At 66.7% G+C, this 21,137-nt stretch carries 24 protein-coding genes and 1 pseudogene; 17 read left to right on the forward strand and 8 right to left on the reverse strand.

The window, feature by feature from the left end; genetic code table 11:
• A complete protein-coding gene (gene purD, locus VB777_RS00270; protein ID WP_322758435.1) occupies nt 1–1,335 on the reverse strand; it encodes a phosphoribosylamine--glycine ligase in 1,335 nt (444 codons plus the stop codon).
• 312 nt (nt 1,336–1,647) lie between these two features.
• Between purD and VB777_RS00275 the strand changes: the two genes are divergently transcribed.
• From VB777_RS00275 to VB777_RS00315, 9 genes are all read left to right on the forward strand, one after another.
• Nucleotides 1,648–2,592, forward strand: coding sequence for a hypothetical protein (locus tag VB777_RS00275; RefSeq protein ID WP_323246307.1), 945 nt, complete (start codon nt 1,648–1,650; stop codon nt 2,590–2,592).
• Nucleotides 2,589–3,353, forward strand: a complete 765-nt coding sequence (gene purC / locus VB777_RS00280) for a phosphoribosylaminoimidazolesuccinocarboxamide synthase (protein ID WP_197156745.1) — start codon at nt 2,589–2,591, stop codon at nt 3,351–3,353. Before VB777_RS00275 ends, purC begins: the two co-directional genes overlap by 4 nt.
• Before the next feature lie 42 nt (nt 3,354–3,395).
• Nucleotides 3,396–5,801 carry a BamA/TamA family outer membrane protein gene (locus VB777_RS00285; protein ID WP_323246310.1) on the forward strand — a complete coding sequence of 802 codons (2,406 nt, stop codon included), beginning with the start codon at nt 3,396–3,398 and terminating at the stop codon, nt 5,799–5,801.
• Entirely contained in the window at nt 5,801–6,655 is an 855-nt protein-coding gene (lpxC, locus tag VB777_RS00290) for a UDP-3-O-acyl-N-acetylglucosamine deacetylase (RefSeq protein WP_197156743.1), read from the forward strand. The genes VB777_RS00285 and lpxC overlap by 1 nt, the downstream gene beginning before the upstream one ends.
• Nucleotides 6,645–7,142 (forward strand): 3-hydroxyacyl-ACP dehydratase FabZ, encoded by a 498-nt coding sequence (gene fabZ, locus VB777_RS00295; protein ID WP_370594657.1) that lies wholly within the window; start codon nt 6,645–6,647, stop codon nt 7,140–7,142. The genes lpxC and fabZ overlap by 11 nt, the downstream gene beginning before the upstream one ends.
• A gap of 20 nt (nt 7,143–7,162) precedes the next feature.
• The gene (lpxA, locus tag VB777_RS00300; RefSeq protein ID WP_197158881.1) at nt 7,163–7,969 is read left to right on the forward strand and encodes an acyl-ACP--UDP-N-acetylglucosamine O-acyltransferase; all 807 of its coding nucleotides are present in this window, start codon (nt 7,163–7,165) and stop codon (nt 7,967–7,969) included.
• Entirely contained in the window at nt 7,969–9,177 is a 1,209-nt protein-coding gene (gene lpxB, locus VB777_RS00305; protein WP_323246317.1) for a lipid-A-disaccharide synthase, read from the forward strand. Before lpxA ends, lpxB begins: the two co-directional genes overlap by 1 nt.
• Nucleotides 9,178–9,326: 149 nt before the next feature.
• Entirely contained in the window at nt 9,327–9,896 is a 570-nt protein-coding gene (gene msrA / locus VB777_RS00310; protein ID WP_197158880.1) for a peptide-methionine (S)-S-oxide reductase MsrA, read from the forward strand.
• 88 nt (nt 9,897–9,984) lie between these two features.
• Nucleotides 9,985–10,191 (forward strand): hypothetical protein, encoded by a 207-nt coding sequence (locus VB777_RS00315; RefSeq protein ID WP_197156737.1) that lies wholly within the window; start codon nt 9,985–9,987, stop codon nt 10,189–10,191.
• Between the two features lie 66 nt (nt 10,192–10,257).
• On the opposite strand, the gene VB777_RS00320 is transcribed toward VB777_RS00315, so the two are convergent.
• The 5 genes from VB777_RS00320 to VB777_RS00340 all read right to left on the reverse strand — a co-directional run bounded on the left by VB777_RS00320 (nt 10,258) and on the right by VB777_RS00340 (nt 14,376).
• Nucleotides 10,258–10,533 (reverse strand): hypothetical protein, encoded by a 276-nt coding sequence (locus VB777_RS00320; protein ID WP_197156735.1) that lies wholly within the window; start codon nt 10,531–10,533, stop codon nt 10,258–10,260.
• Between the two features lie 32 nt (nt 10,534–10,565).
• Nucleotides 10,566–12,074, reverse strand: a complete 1,509-nt coding sequence (locus VB777_RS00325) for a leucyl aminopeptidase (protein WP_323246319.1) — start codon at nt 12,072–12,074, stop codon at nt 10,566–10,568.
• A 50-nt stretch (nt 12,075–12,124) separates the two neighbouring features.
• Entirely contained in the window at nt 12,125–12,766 is a 642-nt protein-coding gene (locus VB777_RS00330) for a GIY-YIG nuclease family protein (RefSeq protein ID WP_231597998.1), read from the reverse strand.
• Nucleotides 12,763–13,590 carry a hypothetical protein gene (locus VB777_RS00335; protein WP_322758441.1) on the reverse strand — a complete coding sequence of 276 codons (828 nt, stop codon included), beginning with the start codon at nt 13,588–13,590 and terminating at the stop codon, nt 12,763–12,765. The genes VB777_RS00330 and VB777_RS00335 overlap by 4 nt, the downstream gene beginning before the upstream one ends.
• Before the next feature lie 87 nt (nt 13,591–13,677).
• Nucleotides 13,678–14,376 carry a response regulator transcription factor gene (locus VB777_RS00340; protein ID WP_322758442.1) on the reverse strand — a complete coding sequence of 233 codons (699 nt, stop codon included), beginning with the start codon at nt 14,374–14,376 and terminating at the stop codon, nt 13,678–13,680.
• A 195-nt stretch (nt 14,377–14,571) separates the two neighbouring features.
• On the opposite strand from VB777_RS00340, the gene VB777_RS00345 reads away from it, so the two are divergent.
• The 5 genes from VB777_RS00345 to VB777_RS00365 all read left to right on the forward strand — a co-directional run bounded on the left by VB777_RS00345 (nt 14,572) and on the right by VB777_RS00365 (nt 18,820).
• Complete coding sequence (locus tag VB777_RS00345; RefSeq protein WP_197156727.1) at nt 14,572–14,895, forward strand: DUF1825 family protein; 324 nt, start codon at nt 14,572–14,574, stop codon at nt 14,893–14,895.
• Between the two features lie 110 nt (nt 14,896–15,005).
• The gene (gene tyrS / locus VB777_RS00350; protein ID WP_416238288.1) at nt 15,006–16,292 is read left to right on the forward strand and encodes a tyrosine--tRNA ligase; all 1,287 of its coding nucleotides are present in this window, start codon (nt 15,006–15,008) and stop codon (nt 16,290–16,292) included.
• Nucleotides 16,289–17,074 (forward strand): orotidine-5'-phosphate decarboxylase, encoded by a 786-nt coding sequence (pyrF, locus tag VB777_RS00355; protein WP_323246321.1) that lies wholly within the window; start codon nt 16,289–16,291, stop codon nt 17,072–17,074. Before tyrS ends, pyrF begins: the two co-directional genes overlap by 4 nt.
• 86 nt (nt 17,075–17,160) lie before the next feature.
• Nucleotides 17,161–17,535 (forward strand): MBL fold metallo-hydrolase, encoded by a 375-nt coding sequence (locus VB777_RS00360; RefSeq protein ID WP_323246323.1) that lies wholly within the window; start codon nt 17,161–17,163, stop codon nt 17,533–17,535.
• Nucleotides 17,501–18,820 carry a diguanylate cyclase gene (locus VB777_RS00365; protein WP_323246325.1) on the forward strand — a complete coding sequence of 440 codons (1,320 nt, stop codon included), beginning with the start codon at nt 17,501–17,503 and terminating at the stop codon, nt 18,818–18,820. The genes VB777_RS00360 and VB777_RS00365 overlap by 35 nt, the downstream gene beginning before the upstream one ends.
• 29 nt (nt 18,821–18,849) lie before the next feature.
• On the opposite strand, the gene VB777_RS00370 is transcribed toward VB777_RS00365, so the two are convergent.
• The gene (locus tag VB777_RS00370) at nt 18,850–19,338 is read right to left on the reverse strand and encodes a DUF2721 domain-containing protein (protein WP_197170560.1); all 489 of its coding nucleotides are present in this window, start codon (nt 19,336–19,338) and stop codon (nt 18,850–18,852) included.
• A gap of 44 nt (nt 19,339–19,382) precedes the next feature.
• Between VB777_RS00370 and VB777_RS00375 the strand changes: the two genes are divergently transcribed.
• A complete protein-coding gene (locus VB777_RS00375) occupies nt 19,383–19,784 on the forward strand; it encodes an OsmC family protein (RefSeq protein WP_323246328.1) in 402 nt (133 codons plus the stop codon).
• 49 nt (nt 19,785–19,833) lie between these two features.
• Here VB777_RS00375 and VB777_RS00380 read toward each other — a convergent pair whose 3' ends face one another.
• A complete protein-coding gene (locus VB777_RS00380; protein WP_323246330.1) occupies nt 19,834–19,971 on the reverse strand; it encodes a hypothetical protein in 138 nt (45 codons plus the stop codon).
• A gap of 597 nt (nt 19,972–20,568) precedes the next feature.
• Here VB777_RS00380 and VB777_RS00385 point away from each other — a divergent pair.
• Nucleotides 20,569–20,904: a hypothetical protein gene (locus VB777_RS00385; protein WP_323246332.1), complete on the forward strand. Its 336-nt coding sequence runs from the start codon at nt 20,569–20,571 to the stop codon at nt 20,902–20,904.
• Between the two features lie 104 nt (nt 20,905–21,008).
• Nucleotides 21,009–21,137: pseudogene (locus VB777_RS17340) on the forward strand (IS256 family transposase); the annotation flags it as partial.

Genomic DNA, 21,137 nt, shown 5'->3' on the forward strand with positions numbered 1-21,137 from the left:
TCAGCTCTGCCGGACCTGATGACCGATGTCGCGGCGGAAGGTCATGCCCTCAAAGTGCACCTGGGCGAGTCCGTCATAGGCCAGCTCGAAGGCGGTGTCGAAGTCGTCGGCCTGGGCCACCATGGCCAGCACCCGGCCGCCACTGGTACGGCAGAGGCCGTCCGCATCGCGGCGGCTGCCGGCATGGAACAGCTGCCGGTGCGGATCCGCGGCGGGCCGACCCTCAATCGGATCGCCCTGGCGCACCGTGCCCGGATAGCCCCCGGCGGCAGCAATCACGCAGGCACTGCAGTGCGGCGCGATCGTGAGGCTGGGGGCTGCCTCCAGGCAGCCTTCGGCGCAGGCCAGAAGCACCGCCGCCAGTTCCGGACCCAGCAGGGGCATCAGGGTTTCGCACTCCGGGTCGCCGAAGCGGCAGTTGTATTCGATCACGCTCGGCCCCTCCGCTGTCAGCATCAGCCCGGCGTAGATGACGCCCCGGTAGTCGATGCCACGCTGGCGCAGGGCCGCCAGGGTGGGCTCCAGCACCTGGCGGCGAACCGCCTCCAGAGCGGCGGCATCGAGCAGGGGGGCCGGCGCATAGGCGCCCATGCCGCCGGTGTTGGGCCCGGTGTCCCCGTCACCGATGCGTTTGTGGTCCTGGGCAGGGGGGAGCAACACCATCCTCTCGCCGTCACAGAGGGCAAAGACCGAAACCTCCGGGCCGCTCATCCGCTCCTCCAGCACCAGGCAGGTGCCCGCCTCGCCGAAGCGTCCGGCAAAGGCCTCCTCGATCGCGGCGCGGGTCTCGGCCACGCTTTCGGCCACCGTCACCCCCTTCCCCGCGGCCAGGCCATCGGCCTTGACCACCAGGGGACGGTTCTGCTGCTCCAGAACCAACAGGGCCTCAGCGGCACTGGTGGCGCTCCAGTGGCCAGCGGTGGGGATGCCGGCCTCCTGCATCAGGGTCTTGGCCCAGCGCTTGCTGGCCTCCAGCAGGGCGCCATCGGCGCCGGGGCCGAACACCGCCAGCCCGGCGCCGCGCAGCCGATCCGCCAGCCCCGCAGCCAGGGGAGCCTCAGGCCCCACGACCACCAGCTCGACCGCGTGCTTCGCGCAGGCTTGCAGCAGGCCTTCATGGTCGGTCTCGGCCACCGCCAGTTGACGGCAGCCCTCCAGCTCGGCGGTGCCGCCGTTGCCGGGGCTCACCCATACGGCCTCCACCCCGGCACAGCGGGCCAGGGCCCAGCCGAGGGCGTTCTCGCGGCCGCCGCCGCCCACCACCAGGATCCGCCGGGGCGTCCTGCCTGCCGCGGTGGGTGCAGTGGGGGAGGGCGGCGCGGCCGGGTCGGGCATGGCGAGGGGAGCGGGTTGGGGGCAGTGCCCTTAGGTTGTGAGCCAGTCTTGGCCGCGACGGCCGTCTCCATCAACATGCCGGCTGGCCGGTCGCCATTGTCCAGCCTGATCGGGCTCTGCCTGGCCGGCGCCTGCCTGGGGATCAGCAGGGCTGCTGCGGCAGACGCCATCCCCCCGGCCAGTGCTGCTTCCCGGGGCTTGGCTCCAGCGGTCATTCCAGTCAATCCGTCTGCGGTCAGTCCTGCCCGCCCGCCCGCTGCCAGCCCGCCGAGCGCGCCGGCCGCCAGCCCTGCCGCTGCTGCCACCCCGGGGGTGCCTCCCCAGCCCTACCCGCCCGAGGTCTTTGCCTTGCTGCTGGAGAAGGGCAGCCTCGAGCAGATCGAGCAGGCCTGTCTCACCCTGCTGGATCTGGGGGACGATGCGCGGGTGCGCCAGCTTCACACCCGCTTGATGACCCTCCATCCGGCGCCTCAGCCCCTGGCGGTGGTGCTGGCCAACGCCCATGTGCTGATCAGCTGCCGGGCCCCCCAGCAGGCTTTGGCGGTGCTGGATCGCTTCGGACCCGCTGCCGGTGGCGAACGGCATCAGTGGCTCCTGCTGCAGTGGCGCGCCGCCAACGCTGGCCTGGATCACCGCCGCGCCGCCGAGGCCCTCTGGCGGCTGGCGGCCGGTGATGCGGCTCGCCTCGAGGCCGTGCTGCTGCCGGTGAAACAGGCCGCGGACGGCACCACCACCACCCGCGTGGCTCTGGATCAGCTGGCCGAGCACTACATCGCCCAGGGACGTCGCCGCCAGGCCGCCGAGGTGCTGCTGGCCTCGCGGGTGCCTGGCGTTGCCACCGCGTCGCGGCTGCAACAGGCCGCTGCCCTGCTCGAGACCCTTCCCGTGGCGGAGCGGGACAGTTTGTACGAGCGGGCCCTGGAGCAGGCGGCGGCGGCGGGGGCCTGGGGGCTGGTGACCCAGCTGCTCGATGATCAGGCCAGGCTTCAGGCAGAGCCGGGTGGCGATCCCAGCCGTGCGATTGAACGGCGGCTGCGCCTCAGTGGCCGCATCGACGACGCCTATGGCGAATGGCTCCTGCGCCGCCAGGATCCCGCCGCCAGCGACCGCAGCCGCCAGCTGGAGCGCCAGCTGCGTTCCCCTCGCGATCCGGGAGGGCACCAGCCGACGACCACCTCTCCAGCCGCAGCAGTCCAGCCGAATCCTGTCCCGGCGACCGGGCAGGATCCGGCTGAGCCCGCTGTTCCCCAGCCATGACTGCCTACTCCCTCGGGGCCCTGTTGCACGAAGGCAAGGCCAAACGGGTGTTTGCCACCGACCAGGCCGATCTGGTCGCGGTCGAGTTCAAGGACGACGCCACGGCGTTCAACGCCCAGAAAAAAGCCTCCCTGCAGGGCAAGGGCTCGCTCAACTGCCGCATCTCGGCCCTGATCTTCGAGCGGCTGGACGCGGCCGGGATTCCGACCCACTACCGCGGCGTGGGTGAAGACCGCTGGATGCTGGTGCGGCCGGTTGATGTGATCCCGCTGGAAGTGGTGCTCCGCAACCTGGCCGCCGGTTCGCTGTGCCGGCAGATGCCGATCGCGGCTGGCACGCCGTTGCAACCGGCCCTGCTGGATCTCTATTACAAGGACGATGCCCTGGGTGATCCCCTGCTCACCGAAGCCCGGCTGGAACGGCTGGAGTTGGTGACTCCCGAGCAGCGCCGGGCGATCGAAGCTCTGGCCCGTCGCATCAACGACGTCCTGTTGACCCTGTTCCTCGAGGCAGATCTGCAGTTGGTGGATTTCAAGATCGAGCTGGGCCTGGCGGCCGATGGAACCCTGCTGCTGGCCGACGAGATCAGTCCCGACACCTGCCGCCTCTGGGACCTCCGCGCCGGTGGTGAGGACCCCAGTGATGAGCGGATCCTCGACAAGGATCGCTTCCGCCGCGACCTCGGTGGCGTGATCGAGGCCTACGGGGAGGTCCTCAAACGGGTCCAAGGGGTCTGTCCTTCACCGCGCTTCTACCGGTAAGGTCAGCCCAATTTGCGGCCTGGCCGCTCCGTACCCGACACCATGGCAGGCCTGCCTGGCATTACCGCCACCCTCCCCCTGATGGCGCTCGCCCTGGCGGTTCCTGCCGGTGTGCTCGCAGGGGAGCGTCCTCCCTCTGAGGTGAAGGAGGCCGGTCGCATCGCTCAGGTGGCGCCTGCCCAGGAGGAACAGGTGCCTGCCGCCACGACCTCTGAGGAGGACCGGCCGCAGTCCTCCGATACCCCTGAAGGGTCCACAACACCCACTGAACGTTCGGCCGAGACCCCAGAGGATGGCTCCGAAACCCCAGAGGGTGGAGGGGGCTTCCCGATTCCCGCCGACGCCCTTCCCGCCGATGCGGTTCCTATGCCCGCCGACGGAGCTGCTCCTGGGTTTCCGCAGGGCACCACCGCGGCTCCTGCCGATCCCAGTGAGCCACGCGTGTTGATCAGCGAGGTGGTGATTGAGGGCCTTGAAAACCATCCCGAGCGCGAACGGCTCGAACTTGCCGCCTATGCGGCCATGGCCACCACCCCAGGCAGCCGAGTCACCCGCAGCGAGCTCCAGACCGATCTGTCCGCCATCTATGCCAGTGGCTGGTTCTCGGATGTGCGGATCCAGCCCGTGGATGGCCCGCTGGGGGTGAGGGTGGTGGTGCTGGTCACCGCCAACCCGGTGCTGGAGAAAGTAACCATCGAACCCAGCACGGCCAAGTTGCCGGCGGAGGTGGTTCAGGACACCTTCGCGGCTGATTACGGCAAGACCCTCAACCTCAACACCCTGCAGGGCCGCATGCAGGACCTGCAGAAGTGGTATGCCGATCAGGGTTACTCCCTGGCCCGCATCACCGGCCCCGGTCGGGTGAGTCCCGAGGGGGTGGTGGAGCTGATGGTGCGCGAGGGAAGTGTCGGTGGGGTGGAGGTGCAGTTCCTCAACAAGGAGGGCTCCGCCACCAACGACAAGGGTGAACCGATCCGCGGCAAGACCAAGCCCTGGGTGGTCACCCGGGAGATCTCCCTCAAGCAGGGGGATGTCTTCAACCGCCGCAATCTTGAAGATGACATCAAGCGCATCTATGCCACTGGCCTGTTCAGTGATGTCAAGGTGACCCTCAAGCCGGTGCCGGCTGAGCCGGGGGAGGTGGTGATCGTGCTTGGCATTGTCGAGCAGTCGACAGGTTCCCTCTCGGGCGGCCTGGGCTACAGCCAGAGCCAGGGGGTGTTCGGCCAGATCCAGGTGCAGGACTCCAACCTGTTCGGCCGTGCCTGGGATCTGGCCTTCAACTTCACCTATGGCCAGTTCGGTGGACTTGCTGACATCTCGTTCACCGATCCCTGGATCAAGGGTGACAAATACCGAACGGCTTTCCGCGGGCGGCTGTTCATCAGCCGGGATGTGCCGCAGGTGTTCCAGAGTCAGAACAACGGCAATATCTTTAGCGTGCGTGATTTCTATGAGGCTCCCGGCACGAAGGTGGCCTACAATATCGATTCGAGGAAGAACCCTCAGGGGAAGACGTTCGATTCAGTTAACGACGCTGAAAATGCCGATCCGAGAACCAGCTGGTTCGACTACTCCGGCAACACCGTCCTGATCCAGCGGATCGGTGGAAATCTCCAGGTGATTCGTCCGCTTAATGGAGGCAACCCCTTCAAGCGAGCTCCCTGGAGTGTCGTGCTTGGTCTCAATATCCAGCAGGTCTCGCCGATCAACTTCTCAGGCGATTCGCGTGTGTTTGGTGTGGCCCAGCAATCGTTGCAGAACAACAATAGCAAGGCTCCAACCGACGATATTATCTGCCTCTCTTACAATTGTGCCAACCAGAATCAGTTGGTTGGGGTCCGCGTGGCTGCCACGATGAATAACCTCAATGATCCCCGTAATCCCACTTCGGGGAATTTTCTCAGCCTGGCCAGTGAACAGTTTTTCTCGGTGGGTCCCGATTCCCCCACCTTCAATCGGGTGCGGGCCAGCTACACCCACTTCATCCCCGTCAACTGGCTGAAGTTGTATAAGGGCTGCCGCCCCAAGGCCGGTGAAACCGCCGATTGCAAGCAGGCTCTCGCCTTCCAGTTCAGTGCCGGCACTAACATTGGTCAGCTACCTCCCTACGAAGCTTTCTGTGTTGGTGGCTCCAACTCGGTGCGGGGCTACTACGACTGTGATCTGGGCGTGGGCCGCAGCTTCGGTGAGGCCACGATCGAATACCGCTTCCCGATCTTCAGCATTATCAGTGGCGAGCTGTTTGTCGATGGCGGCACCACCTTCGGCAGTCAGGCCAATGTGCCGGGCAACCCCGGCGGCCTGCTCAGTAAACCCGGCAGCGGCTTCTCGGTCGGTACGGGCCTGATCGTCACCACGCCGGTGGGGCCGCTCCGTCTGGAGGTGGCCAGCCAGGATTTCACCGGCGATTGGCGCTTCAACCTGGGTGTGGGCTGGAAGTTCTGATGGGGATCTGGCCTTCCGATTACGACCATGGCTGGACCCTGGCCAGCAGCATCGAGCGCTCCGGTGTTGGTCTTCACAGTGGTGCTGAGGGCCGTGTGCGACTGCGGCCTTCGGAGCAGCCCGGTTACCGGGTTGGCTGGCTTCAGCATCCGGCGCGACCCAGCCTGGCGCTGCATCCTTCCCAGGTGTGTGAGACGCAGCTGTGCACGGCCCTGCGCCTGAACAGCGAGCGACTCGCCACCGTGGAACACCTCCTGGCAGCCCTGGCTGGAACAGGAATCACTCAGGCTGAAATCCTGGTGGATGGTGAGGAGATACCCGTGCTGGATGGTTCCGCCATGCCTTGGGTGGAGGCGATCGCCGAGGCGGGGCTTGCCCCAGTCGCGGTCCCGACCTGGGCTCCCGCGCCCCGTGAGCCGATCACCCTGCAGCAGGGCAGTGGGTTTGCGGTGGCCCTGCCGGCCGAACGCCTGCATGTGGGTGCCGCCATCGAGTTCCCCCAGGCGGCCATCGGTCGCCAGGTGTTCTCCGTGGCGCTCACACCAGAGGTGTTCGTGCGCGAGGTCGCTCCAGCGCGCACCTTCGGCTTCCGTGATCAGGTGGACCAGCTGCGCGCCGCCGGCCTGATCCGTGGTGGTGATCTCGACAACGCCCTGGTCTGCGATGGCGACTCGTGGCTCAACCCGCCGCTGCGCTTCGTCGACGAGCCTGTGCGCCATAAGCTCCTGGATCTGCTGGGGGATCTGGCCCTGGCGGGACTCCCCCGCGCCCAGGTGTTTGCTTACCGCGGCTCCCACGGTCTGCACACGGCCCTCGCTGCCGCCCTCGCCAGGGCGGTTTCCGTTGCCGCCTGATCCATCCTCACGCCCGCTGCTCCTTCCCTCCTTGTCCGCTCTCGCCTCCACGTCCGTTGTGCTCGGCAGCGAGCAGATCCAGGGTCTGCTGCCGCACCGCTATCCCTTTGCCCTGGTGGATCGCGTCATCGAGCACGAACCCGGCCGACGAGCCGTGGCGATCAAGAACGTCACGATCAATGAGCCCCAGTTTCAAGGGCACTTCCCCGGGCGCCCGCTGATGCCCGGGGTGCTGATCGTGGAGGCCATGGCCCAGGTGGGTGGCCTGATCGTCACCCAGATGCCGGATCTGCCCAAGGGGCTGTTCGTGTTCGCCGGCATTGATGGTGTGCGCTTCCGCAGGCCTGTGGTTCCCGGCGATCAGCTGCGCATCACCTGCGAACTGCTGGCCCTGAAGCGCAAGCGTTTCGGCAAGGTGCGCGCTGAGGCCACGGTCGATGGTGAACTTGTCTGTTCCGGTGAACTGATGTTCTCCTTGGTGGACTGATCGGCATGACCAGCTCAGCCATGGCGACATTGGTCCATCCCACGGCCGTGGTGGATCCCCGGGCCCAGTTGGGGGAAGGGGTCGAGATCGGTCCTTATGCCGTGATCGGTCCGGACGTGCAGCTCGGCGAGGGTTGCCGCGTCGGTCCCCACGTGGTGATCGACGGACGGGTGCGGCTGGGAGCTCGCAACCGCATCTTCCCCGGTGCCTGCATCGGCCTCGAGCCCCAGGACCTCAAGTACTCCGGCGACCCCACCGAGGTGGTCATGGGTGACGACAACACCATCCGGGAGTGCGTCACCATCAACCGCGCCACGGCGGGCCAGGAATGCACCCGTCTCGGCAGCGGCAACCTGCTGATGGCGTACAGCCACATCGGCCATAACTGCGTGCTTGGGGACCGGATCGTGATCGCCAATGGTGTGGCCGTGGCCGGTCATGTGGAGATCGGCGATCGGGCCGTGATCGGCGGCGTGCTCGGCATCCACCAGTTCGTGCACATCGGCAAGCTCGCCATGGTGGGCGGCATGAGCCGCATCGACAGGGATGTGCCGCCCTTCATGATGGTGGAGGGACATCCCGGTCGGGTGCGCGGTCTCAATCGTGTCGGCCTGCGGCGCAGTGGCCTGGCTGATCACGACGACGGTGCTCAGCTGCGGCAGCTCCAGGAGATCTGGACCCTGATCTACCGCAGCGATCGGGTGCTGGCGGAGGCCCTCAAGGCTGCGCGGCAGCTCTCCCTGCTGGGGGCGCCAAGGGAACTCTGCGACTTCCTGGAGGCCTCGATCGGCCCGGGCCGCCGCGGCCCCCTGCCGGCGCAGCGCTGATGACGCGTCTGTTGATCAGCACCGGGGAGGTGTCTGGCGATCTGCAGGGGTCGCTGTTGATCCAGGCCCTGCATCAGGAGGCTGCTGAACGAGGGCTTGATCTCGAGATCGTGGCCCTCGGTGGTGACCGCATGCGCCGCGCCGGTGCCAAGCTGTTGGCGGATACTGCCTCTCTCGGCGCGATCGGGCTGTGGGAGGCGGTGCCGCTGATCTGGCCCACCCTGCGTCTGCAGCATCGCCTGCGGCAGTGGCTTCGTCTCCATCCCCTCGATGGTGTGGTGCTGATCGATTACATGGGTGCCAACGTGAATCTGGGCCTGCGGCTCAAGCGCGACAGGCCCCAGGTGCCGATCACCTATTACATCGCTCCCCAGGAGTGGGCGTTTCGACTGGGGGACGGGGGGACGACCCGGTTGATCGGCTTCAGCGATCGGATTCTGGCGATCTTCCCTGAGGAGGCCCGCTTCTATGCCGAGCACGGTGCCCGGGTCACCTGGGTGGGCCATCCCCTGCTGGACACCCTCGGCAGCCAGCCTGGCCGTGCGGAGGCCCGTCGTCTGCTGGGATTGGCGGAGACGGTGCCGGTGCTGCTGCTGTTGCCCGCCTCCCGCCGCCAGGAGCTGCGCTACCTGCTACCGGAGATGGCGGCGGCGGCAGCGGAGCTGCAGCGGCGCCATCCTGATCTGCAGGTGTTGGTGTCAACTGGGTTGCCTGGCTTCGAGCCCTTGCTGGAGGAGGCCTGCAGGAGTGAGGGGCTGCGGGCCCGCGTCATTCCCGCCTGCGAGGCCGATGCGCTCAAGCCTGCCCTTTGTGCCGCGGCCGATCTGGCCCTCACCAAATCCGGCACGGCCAACCTGGAGCTGGCCCTGCGGGGGGTGCCGCAGGTGGTGGTCTACCGGGTCAGCCGCGTCACTGCCGCGGTGGCCAAGCACCTGCTGCGTTTCAACGTTCCCCACATCTCGCCGGTGAATCTGGTGCTCCAGGAGCGTCTGGTGCCGGAGCTGCTGCAGGAGGACTTCAGCTGTGACGCGTTGATCCGCGAGGCGGAGATCCTGCTGGATCCTGACAGCGAGGCCCGCCAGCGTCTCCTGGAAGGCTATGGGCGGCTGCGTCGCACCCTCGGGGAGCCGGGCGTGACCCGCCGGGCTGCCGTGGCCATCCTCGATCAGATCCCCCAGGGAAGCCCGCCGCTCCCCGTGTCGGCCTGAACGCATCCGAGCGGCCCTTCAGGCATCCCGCAACCCGGCTGCGCGTGCGCGATCCTGAGGCGAACTTTGCCTGTTGTGGCGCCGTGCGTCTGATTGCCGTTCTGCTGTCGTTGGTGTTGGGGGGCTGCAGCCTCACGATCGCTCCACCAATGGCCCAGGCGGCCACCCAGGAGGCCGTGTTCGCGGGAGGCTGCTTCTGGTGCCTGGAGCACGATCTCGAAACTCAGCCAGGTGTGCTGGAGGCGGTGAGCGGCTACAGCGGTGGCTCCCTGGCCCAGCCCACCTACAAAAGGGTGTCCGCCGGCGGCACGGGACATCAGGAAAGCGTTCTGGTGCGCTTCGATGATCGGCGCATCAGTTACGCCACCCTGCTGCGCGCCTTCTGGCGCAATGTGGACCCCTTCGACCGGGGCGGCCAGTTCTGCGATCGCGGTGATTCCTACCGGCCGGTGATCTTCACCAAAGGGGCGGAGCAGGCCAACCTTGCCCAGGCCAGCCTCAAGGCGGCGGCCGCAGAGCTGGGCCGGCCGGTCTCGGCCCTGAAGGTGGAGATCAAGCCGCTGCAGCGCTTCTGGCCGGCGGAGGGCTACCACCAGAACTATGCCGATCGCAATGCGGTCAAATACAACTACTACCGCTGGTCCTGCGGCCGCGACCGCCGCCTGGATGCCGTGTGGGGCAAGCGAGCCCGTGGCTCTTCGGCCTGGAGCTCCCGCTGAAGCGCAGACGCTGGCGGGCAGGTGTTTCCACCCTTCCCATCCAGGCCTGCTGCGGTTAGGGTTTGGCCATATTCGTCCGAAGCAGCCCATGTATCTGCTGACCATTCGAGACGGTCTGCAGACCCGGCATATCGGGCCCTACGAGAGCCCGAAGCAGGCGGCCGACGATCTTGATCGTCTGCTGGCCACTTGCGGCGAGCGGGCTCGCTGGCAGATCCATGCGCTCGAATCTCCCGAGTTGCTGCGGCAGCAGCTCCGTAACCCCCGTCCCGGTCGGGCCGCCATGGCGGCCTGACTGGTTCAACGGTCCAGGTCGACTTCAACGTTCCGGCGGCCTGGTCCACAGGCCGCCCCTGCGGCTTCAGTTCCGCTGCTCAGGCCGGGGCTGGCGCGGGTAGCCCCGCAGCAGTCCGCTTTCGATCATGAGGCCCACGCCGGCATTGATCAGGATCAGGCCGAAGGTGCCATACCAGAACCAGGGGCCTGGATCGGCAATGGTGTCCACAGTCTTGGCCGAGGCCGCCAGGGTCTGGATGCCCTTGCGGATCACCGCTTCGCCGAACAGGCACAGGCCCGCCGGGAGCATCAGCACCCCCAGTTGCGCTTTGGCGTACCAGCGGATCTTCTGAGCGGCCATGGGGCTGGGAATCCGGCTTCAGGGGCTACAACCTAGCCGGTGGCCCCCGCCTGCACCCATTGCACCAGAGTGCGCACCCCGAAGCCGGTGGCCCCGGCCGGATCCATGCCCCGCCCCTTGTCGCTCCAGACCGTGCCGGCGATATCGAGGTGGGCCCAGGGCAGATCCTTGGTCACGAAGTCCTGCAGGAACAGGGCGGCAGTGATCGAGCCGCCGGGGCGCGGACCGGTGTTCTTCATGTCGGCCACGGGGCTCTTGAGGCCGCTGCGATAGGAAGCCCGCAGGGGCATGCGCCAGAAGGACTCGCCGCCCATCTGGCCGGACTGCAGCAGGGCTGCGGCGAGCGCATCGCTGGTCGACCAGAGACCGGCGATCTCCTCCCCCAGGGCGATCACGCACGCCCCGGTCAGGGTGGCCAGATCCACCACGGCATCCGGTTCCAGCTTGCAGGCGTAGATCAGGGCGTCCGCCAGGGTGAGCCGCCCTTCGGCATCGGTGTTGTTGATCTCGATCGTCTTGCCGTTGGAGGCGGTGACGATGTCGCCGGGGTGGACGGCACCACCGCTGATCATGTTTTCGCAGGCGGCCACGATCACATGCACCTCCACCCCCGCGGGCCGCAGCTCGGCAAGGGCACGCGCTGCCCCCAGCACGGCGGCGCTGCCGCCCATGTCGTACTTCATCATCTCAATCTGCGATCCGCCCGTCTTGAGGTTGTAGCCGCCTGAGTCGAAGGTGAGCCCCTTGCCCACCAGGGCCACGCGCCGCTGGATGTCGCCTTCGGGGCGGATGGTGAGGTGGATGAACTTGGGCGGCAGATCCGAGCCCTGGGCCACGCCCAGGTAGGCCCCCATGCCCAGGGCCTGGCAGTCGCTCCGCTCCAGCACCTTCAGCTCGGCGCCATAGGCCTCGGCGATGGCCAAGGCCGCGTCGGCGAGAGCCTGGGGGGTGACCACGTTGGGGGGCGCGGCCACCAGTTCACGGGCCAGCTCCACGCCGGCGCAGACTGCCCCCAAGCGGCTGAGGGCGGTATCGGCCGCGTCATCCAGGCCGATCAGGGTCACCGTGTCCGGGCGGGGCTTGGGTTCGGCCTCGCTGCGGAAGCGTTGGTCGGCGTAGAGGCTGAGCCGCACGGCCTCGGCCATTGCCGCTGCGGCGATGGCGGGGGTTGTCTCGGCCGGCAGGCTGGTCAGGGGGAAGGCCAGGCCGAGGTGGCGACCACCGGAAGCGGCCGCGGTGCGGGCGGCCTTGGCGACGGCGCTTCGCAAGCCATCGAGATTGAATCCCTCCGCCTCGCCCAGCCCCACCACGACCACGGCTGCCGGCTCGACGCCCACCCGTTCGAAGGCGAGCACCTCCGCTGGCTTGGCCTTGAAGGCCCGTTGTTCCAGCCGCTGTCGCAGGCCAGCGCCAAGCAGGGCTTCCAGCGCTCCGAGCAACGGCTGCCCGTCATCTCCCGCGAGCAACCCCAGCACCAGGGTGTCGCCGCTCCAGTCGCCGAGGGGGGTGGCGGAGGTTGCGGGGAGGCAACGAAACTGCATGCGGATCAGACGGGCGTGGCCGCGATCGTAGCCAGCTCAACTGGGCGCTCTCAGTCCTGCAGGGCGGTGAATGGGGTGCTCCAGCGCTCGCGCGTCTCCTTGTTAAACGGTGGCAGCCACTGTTGGATCAGGGCCTGCTCCACGGCGCGTCGGGCTGCGGTCGTGGCGGGCACGTCGCACCAGAAGCGGATGCTCAGCTGGGGTTGCAGGCCGGCGGCGCGCAGGGCCTCGCCGTAGGTGCTGAGATAGCTCTTGCAGTCGTGATCCCCCTTCCAGCGCCGGTCGGCGCGGCTGGTTTCGCCCACGTAGAGCAGCAGGGGGCAGGGGGCTTCGGCGGGCCGGTCCATCACCAGATACACGGCGGCACCCTGGTGGGAGCTGCTGGGCCAGCGCCAGAACGACAGGCTCTGGGGCGTGAGGCTGAGCGGATCCAGCTGGCCAGCCAGCCGCTGAGGCTGACTCGCTGGGCCGAACAGGAGGCCCTGCTGGGCGGTGGGATCCAGGCCCGCGGCGGTGGCGCTGAACAGGGGCTGCTGGTGGGCCGCCAGGGCCCCTTGCCAGGCGAGGATCTGGCGGCGTAACAGCGGCAGGGTGTCCGGTCTTGCCGGATTGGTCGCGGCCGAGAGGCCTGTGATGGAGGCCGGCGTGCCGGCGAACAATTCCCCCTGGCGTGGCTGGCCGCGGCTGCTCATCGCGGCTTGCGGTGCTGGCTGAGGGGCTTGAACAGACTGGGCCCGGCGGGACCGGGGCTGAACCGGACCCGGCCGATCCAGCCCTCCAGCAGGGCGGGGGGAAACTGCAACCGCAGCTGCAGATCGGCCAGGTCCTGAAACGGCAGCCGGGAGCGTTCGCGCAGCAGGCGCCCGCAGCGCTCCTCGCTCAGCCCCAGATCGCGCTGAAGCTCAGCGGCGCTGGCCTGGTTGATCTCAAGCGGGCGTGTGGCCGGTACGGCAGGGGCGTCGCTGTACCAGCGAAAGTCCAGCAGGGGGACCCAGGCCGCCATGGTGGCCGCCTCCAGCTCCAGCAGGTTGGCCAGGTCATCAGGGCCGCTGAGCTGAACCCCGCTGGCCTGGAGGCGCAGCAGCAGATCCACATGGTTCGGGCTGCAGCCCGGCAGCCGCAGCCAGTCGGCGGCCGTGGCCCGGTTCACGTCCAGCCGCCAGCCGAGGGCGGCGGCCCGTCGCACCTCGTCTGCCCCCTGCAGACGCAAGGCGGGGTTCTGGGCCAACCGCAAGGCCAGTAGTTCCCGCTCCACGGCTTCCTGTTGCTCTGCCTCCTGAACGCCGAGGTCTTGCTTGTCGTCACCGGGGGTGAGGCGGTGGTCTGGTGAGACCTTCTGCTCGGGTGTGCGCCAGGCCGCCACGGCTCGGATGCGATCCGCTGTGATGTCCAGCGCCCGGCCCAGGGGCCTGATGCCGCCGCCGGAATTAGGTTCACGCTCGGGTACGGCAGGAAGTTGGCCCGTCGCTTCCAGCAGACGGCGGGCCAGGGGATCGAGCCAGTGGCCCTTGGCCATGCGGATCCGGGCGCGGTACGGCTCAGAAGTTAGCGGTGGCCCCCCTGCCCGAGCCAGATCATTGAATCTGATCTCGCCTGACGGGCTTCAGGTGTCTGGCCAGGGCACCAGCCCCCGGCAGAGGCCAATCACAGCGGCATGGGTGCGATCGCGCGCCTGCAGTTTGTGGCGAAGGTTCTGGATATGGCTTTTCACGGTGTCCGGCGACAGAAACAGCTGGGCGCCGATCTCCGGGTTGGAGTGGCCCTGCGTCACCAGGGTGAGCACCTGGGTCTCGCGCTGGGTGATGGGCCGCAGAGGGGTGTGGTCGGCATGGACCTGCCTGAACAGATCGGCCAGGCCGGAATCGATGTAGACCCCGCCGCCGCGCACCGCACCGATCGCCGCACGCAGCGTGCCGAACCCGATGCGTGATTCGAGACAGATGCCGTTGCATCCAGCCTTCATCGCCGCCTTGAGGCGCTGGCTGCGTTGGGGTTGGGTGGCGATCAGCAGGGTCCGCAGTTTCGCCTGGAGCTGCTTGGCCTGCACCACGAGGTCGATGCCACAGCCGTGTTCCAGATGGTCGGTGGCGATCAGCACGTGGGGCTTGTTTTTGATCAGCAACTCAAGAACTTCCTGGGCGGTGGTGGCCGCTCCGGTGATCCGCAGCTGTGAGGGGTAGTGGCAGAAGAACGTGAGCAGGGCCGGGCTCCCCATGGCGACCACGGCTCTGCGGCCACGGATCACCTCCAGGCTGCTGAGGTCAGGGTTCTGCAGGCGCGGCAGGTGCGGGGTGAAATCCACGGGTGGCGGAGCTCCTGAACGGCGACCGGCACAGAACGGTTGGGTGGGCTGGTCGATGGCGGCATGCTGAATCGCGCTTGAGCCGCTGTCAGGCCTCGGTGGCGTTTCGCTGAACCTGTGTGTGCGTGGATCCGCACCTCCGAGGGGGAACGGGGGGACCCCAGAATCGTCGCCAATGCGTCAACGGGCTCGGCCATGGCCTTCTTCGACTCCGAGATCGTTCAGGACGAGGCCCGGCGTCTGTTCAGCGATTACCAGCAGCTGATGCAGCTGGGCAGTGACTACGGCAAGTTCGACCGGGCTGGCAAGAAGCTCTACATCGATCGCATGGAAGAGCTGATGGACCGCTATCGCGTGTTCATGAAACGCTTCGAGCTCTCGGAGGATTTCCAGGCCAAGCTCACCGTGGAGCAATTGCGCACCCAGCTCGGCCAATTCGGCCTCACCCCCGAAGTGATGTTTGAGCAGATGCACCAGACCCTCGAACGCATGAAACGCGAACTCGATCAGACGGCCTGAATTCGCAGCCCGTCTGATCCCGCAGTCCGCCTGAGCGCGGCCCGCGCCTGCCTACGATCCGCCGCGGTCTGGCAACGGGGAGCAGGATGGCTGAGGCAGGGTTTGAAGCCATGCAAGGGGTTGGCGCCATGCCAGTGGGGGAGACCATGGCGCTTCCCGGCTGGCTTCAGCGTGGGCTGGTGGATCTGTTCCCGGCCGGCAGTGGCGGTGCCACGGATCCTGATCAGCTGCTCGGATCTCGCCTGGCTGAGGCTGAGGCCGCTGGCCGTCCCCTGCGGGTGAAGCTGGGGATCGATCCCACCGGCAGCGACATCCACCTGGGGCACAGCATCCTGTTCCGCAAGCTGAGGGCCTTTCAGGATGCGGGCCATACGGCCGTGTTGATCATCGGCGACTTCACCGCCCGCATCGGTGACCCCACCGGTAAGAGCAGCACGCGGGTGCAGCTTGACGCCGAGGCGGTGGAGGCCAACGCCCGCACCTATCTCGAACAGCTGGGTCAGGGGCAGCCGAGGGAACGGGCCCTGCTGGATTTCGAGACGCCGGGTCGGCTGGAGGTGCGCCGCAACAGCGAATGGCTGGCGGGACTGGATCTACCCCAGGTGATTGAGTTGCTGGGCATCAGCACGGTTGGGCAGATGCTGGCCAAGGAGGATTTTGCCAACCGCTACGGCTCCGGCACACCGATCTCCCTGCATGAATTTCTCTACCCCTTGCTGCAGGGCTACGACTCGGTGGCGGTACAGGCCGATCTCGAGCTGGGCGGCACCGACCAGAAGTTCAATGTGGCCATGGGCCGCGATCTGCAGCGCCACTTTGGCCAGCGGCCCCAGTTCGGGCTGCTGTTGCCGATCCTGCCGGGCCTCGATGGGGTGCAGAAGATGAGCAAGAGCCTGGGCAACACGGTGGGCCTGCGGGACGATCCGTTGACGATGTATTCGAAGTTGGAGAAGGTGCCCGATGCCGTGGTGGACGCCTACCTCACTCTGCTGACCGATTCCGATCTGGCCGCCCTGCCGGCTAACCCGCGCGAACGCCAGAGGGCGATGGCCCTGGAGATCACCCGGGCCCGCCACGGCGCCGAGGCGGCGGCCCAGGCCCAGGCGGATGCCGCGCGCCTGGTGGCCGGGGCCTCCGGCAGTGGCGCAGCCGATGCCGAAGTGCCGGAGGCGTCGCTGGCGGCGGTGAACTTCCCGGCCAGGGCCTTCTATCTGCTTGCTGCGGTGGGACTCTGCGCCAGCAGCAGCGAGGCGCGCCGCGCCATTCAGGGCGGTGGGGTGCGGCTCGACGGCCAGAAGCTGGCCGATCCCAACCAGGAGTTCGCTGATACAGCCGTGCTGGATGGCAAGGTGCTGCAGCTGGGCAAGAAGACCTTCCGCCGTCTGGTGGCCGGATGACCTCTCCTGTTCCCTCGCCGGCCGATCAGGTTGCTGCCGATCAGCTGATCGTGGCCCTCGACGGCATGGATGGCACCCAGGCCCTCAGCTTCGCGGAGAGGATTCCGGAGCTGCGCTGGGTGAAGGTGGGGCTGGAGCTGTTCACTGCCGCCGGCCCTGCGGTGATCGCCGAGCTGCGTGATCGGGGGCTGCGTGTGTTTCTCGATCTCAAGTTCCACGACATCCCCGCCACCATGGCAGGCGCCTGCCGCAGCGCTGCTCGCCTCGGCGCCGAGCTGATCACCGTGCATGCCTGCGCCGGCGGCGATGCCCTGGCCGCCGCCCAGGCGGGCGCCACCCTGGCTGCCGAGCAGGCGGGTCTGCCCCAACCCACCCTGCTGGCGGTCACGGTACTGACCAGCTGGGATGCCGCTCGCTTCGCTGCTGAGCTGGCGATCGAGGAGCCCCTGACCACCTACGTGCCCCGCCTCGCTGAACTGGCCGTCGCGGCCGGTCTCGGCGGCTGTGTCTGCTCTCCGCTGGAAGTGGAGGCTTTGCGGCGGCGCTACCCGGTGCCTTTCGCTCTGGTCACCCCGGGGATCCGGCCGGCGGGAGCCGCGGCGGGGGACCAGCAGCGGGTCTGGAGTCCGGCAGAAGCGATTGCGGCCGGTTCCAGCCAGCTGGTGATCGGCCGACCGATCACGGCCGCCGAGGATCCTGCTGCTGCCTTTGCTCAGTGCTGCCGCCAACTCGCGGCTGCCGCTGGCCAGGGTTCGGCAGCTGTTATGCCTGATCTGCACTAGCGTTCTTTCATCCTCTTGTTGCCTCTACCGATCTGATTGTGATCATCGACTTCGAGCCGTCACAGTTGGATCGACGGGAGACTTCAGTGCTTCCTTTTCATGGGAGCAACGAGCCTGCTGATTGCTCCGATGCCCCGATCGAACTGGCTCCCGATGTGTGGTGGGTCGGGCGTCGCCTGCCGGACGACCGCTTCCAGTGCCATGCTTATTACCTGCGCAATGGCAACAATGGGGTTCTGATTGACCCGGGCTCGCCGCTCACGATCGAGACCACCCTGGCCAAGGTGGCCCGGATCGACGACCTGAGTGCGATTCGTTATCTGGTCTGTCACCACTGCGATCCTGATATCGCGGCGGCCCTGCCGATGTTGTCCGAGCGCCTCAGCCGGCCGGATATTCAGGTGGTCACCGAATGGCGGGCGGGCGATGGCGCTTCTGCGCCATTACGGCCACCGTTTTGATTATTATCTTGTGGAGGAACAGAATTGGCGTCTGCCTCTGGAAGGGGATCGAGCTCTTGAGTTTCAGCTCACGCCCTATCTGCACTTTCCTGGAGCGATGGTGTCGTATGACACGGCCTCCAGGATTCTGTTCTCCTCCGATCTGTTCGGCGGCTTTGTCCCCGATGCCGCCAATCTGATCTGCCGGGACCTTGATGTTCTGATCGCCAGTGCCAAGCCCTTTCATCAGCACTACATGCCCAGCACGGAGCTGCTGTCGGCTGGGTTGACCCGGGTCCAGCAGCGCTGGCCCCAGATCGCCATGATCGCCCCCCAGCACGGCCATGTCGTGCCTGGCCCGCTGGTGGAGGAGGCCTTCAGCCGGCTCAAGGCTCTGGAGTGCGGCATCTTCGCCCTGGCGGATGCCGATATCGATCTGAAGCGCTTATTGCGCATTGCCGAGGCCCGTAGCCGCCTGTTTCAGGTGCTCCTGTCCCAGGCCGCCCCTACCCAGATGCTGGTCACCCTCAAGCTGGTGCTGCAGCGCATCCGCGGAGTCCGCGATTGCGTGCTCTCGATTGACCTGCCTGATCAGGGGTGGACCAGCTGGAGTGGCACACCACCGGAACCGCGGCTGGAAGGGCCGCCGCCGAACTGGGAGCAGGTGGAGCTCAGCACCCAACCTCCGACGAAGCTGTCGCTGCTGATCGACGACCAGATCCCTGTGGATGAGGATGTTCTGAGGATGCTGAAGGACATCACTCCATCTCTTCAGTCGTGGATTGATGGTGTGGTGGAGGAGCATCAGGATCATCTGCGCATGCTTGAGCTCAAGCAACAGGCCACAACCGATCCGCTCACGGGCCTGACCAATCGACGGGCCCTTGAAGATGACCAGCCCAGCGGTGCCTACGCCCTCCTGTCGTTCGACATCGATTTCTTCAAGCGGATCAACGACAGCTTCGGCCATGCGGCCGGTGATCAGGTGCTGAAGAAGGTGGCTGCTGTCATGACCAAGGCCGTGCGAGAGGGAGATGCTGTGTATCGCCTCGGTGGAGAGGAGTTTCTGGTGGTGCTCCCCCAGATTGATCCGGCCATGGCTCTGGGGATCGGTGAACGGATCCGCAGCCAGGTCAAGGTTCTGGATCTCCAGGGGTTGGCCCCGGACGGGGGTGTGACCATCAGCGCTGGGTTGTTCGTGGCCGATCCAGATCAACCTCTCCCGTTCGATGCAGCCCTCGCCATGGCCGATGGGGCGCTCTATCTGTCCAAGGAGCAGGGGCGTGATCGCCTCACGGTGGCCTGAGGGATGGTCCCTGGGCTGATCTGGCAGTTTCAGTAATAGCGGCGGGGGTTTTGGCCGATTGCCAGCTGCACCTCCACCAGGAACAGCAGCAGGGCCACGATCAGCGCCAGCATCGCCAACACGAAGGCGGGCACCACGATCGCCGCCAGGTCGAGGGCGGCCACGGTGCTGATGAACAGCACGGCCACCACTCCCGCCACCAGCAAGGCGCTGATGCTGCTGCAGAGAATGGCGCGGTTGATCAGGAAGGTGCGGCGGTGCTGCACCTTCAGGGCCTTGGTCAGGGTGTCCGCCTGCTGGCCGCCGCCCCGTTCCAGGGTCTCCTGCATCACCCGGGTCCTGTCGATGATCCGAGCCAGCCGGCCGGTGAAGGTGTTGAGCAGGCCACTGATGCCGGTGAGCAGAAACACCGGCGCCACCGACAGCTGGATGGCCCTGGAGAGCGCGACCACGGCCGACCCCTGCTCAGGCTCGCTCAGGACCCCCAGGAGGATGGTCGTGGACAGGGTGCCCTGCATCGGAGGAATTCACCGCAGACTGCGACCCTACCGACTCTGATCCGATGACTTCGATCGCCTGCCGTTACGAGGGCGGCCTGCGCTGCCAGGCCCTGCATGAACCCAGCACCATGGAGTTGGCCACCGATGCCCCCACCGACAACCAGGGGAGGGGGGAGTGCTTCTCCCCCACCGATCTGGTGGCCACCGCGCTCGCCACCTGCATCCTCACGATCATGGGGATCACAGCCGAGCGGCATGGCTGGCCTCTCGAGGGCGCCACCGCCCGGGTGAAGAAGAGCATGACCACCACGGGAGCGCGGAGGATCGAGACGCTGGAGGTGTGGATCAACCTGCCGACGGAGCTGGAGGATTCCGCCCGGGCGGTGCTGCGCCGCGCGGCGGAGGCCTGCCCGGTGAAGAAGAGCCTGGAGGGTGCCGTGGCGATGGAGATGCACTGGGCCTGACCCTGCGCGACTGGCCGCGCTGAGAACGAAGCGATCAGCCCGTGGCCGTTCACATGATTTCCGGACCACCGGAAACGGGCGAAATATGCAGCAGGTCGGCGTGAATGCCCAGCCGTTCCTCCGCGATCATCATCGCCGTTCCCAGGGAGGTGGCTTCGAGCATCGTCACATTGCCCTCCTGATCCATGACGCGGTACAAGCGGGGCCCCTGGCGTCTCACTTCGGGCCAGGGCTCACCGCACAGCCTTCGCCCAGGCCGGTCAAGGTCTCGGAAGGGGGGAGTCATGGTCGGATTGGTTGATGACGATGAGCAGGGCAGGGCCGCCAGTCGCGTGGCACTGAAACAAAATTCTGGTCTTGATGCTGGGTCCCGTCTGCGTTGTGGGTGGTTGACGCAGGGTGTCTGGCGGCGAATTTTCCCCATTTTGGGGTGGAAGCTGATGGGGTGTCAGCGGTTCAGGGGAGTTCTTCATCGCGGGGGGTGAGCCAGCTTCCCGATTGGCACGACGACGTGATTGATGGGATTGGGTTATCGGCTCTCGGTCTTATCTGGATTCAGATTTTTCTCTGGTCCCTGATCTGGTGATCCGTGGTGTCCGAGATATTGGCTGTCGATGCTGTTGCGATGTTGCGATTCTCGTGGGTTGAGGTGTTGGTGAAGAAAAAGTGGAAGCTCCTGAATTGTCGTCAAAGAAGGTGAAATCCTCGTGTACTTTCTCTGGCGTTCAATGCTGCATCTCGCCGTTCATCGTTGTCACAGTGATGTGTGCCACCGACTGGAGCGGTGGTCTTCTCTGTCAAGGAGGGCGGCATGCTGTTGGCCAACCACTCCGATCTGCGCGGCGATCTGGAGGTGGGCTCCGTCTTCGTGACCATGACCACGTCCCTGTTGCTGTTGCCACCCCTGGCTTGGTTGGTCAGCGGCAACCGCTTGCGAGAGCCCCTCTCTTCGCTGAACGATTGGCTGGTGCACCGGGCCGAATGGCTGGTCGGGGTGTTCGCGCTGCTGCTGGGCCTCTATCTGGGTTGGCAGGGCATCGAAGGGCTGCACCGGATGGTGGAGCTGGGCCTGCGTCCCCTGCAGTGGTGTAAATCCCCCGGCATTCCCACCCCGGCGTAGCCGGGGTGGGCCGCGCACCTCAGTCGATCGGCTCCACAGCTGACGTTGCAAGGGGTGGGCAGGCCCGTTTCCCTGGTTCGAGTCCTACCTCAACCAGACGAACCATGCCCAAGACCTACTCTGCCGCACCCGACCTGGCCTCGCTACTCGATGGCAGCAGCGCCGGGGAACTGATCCCCGAGCTGGCACGCCACGGCCTGCAGCAGCTGATCGAGCTGGAGGTTGCCGCCTTC

The organism is Synechococcus sp. CCY9202 (genome assembly GCF_034931685.1).
In the GTDB taxonomy this organism is placed as follows: Bacteria; Cyanobacteriota; Cyanobacteriia; order PCC-6307; family Cyanobiaceae; genus CBW1002.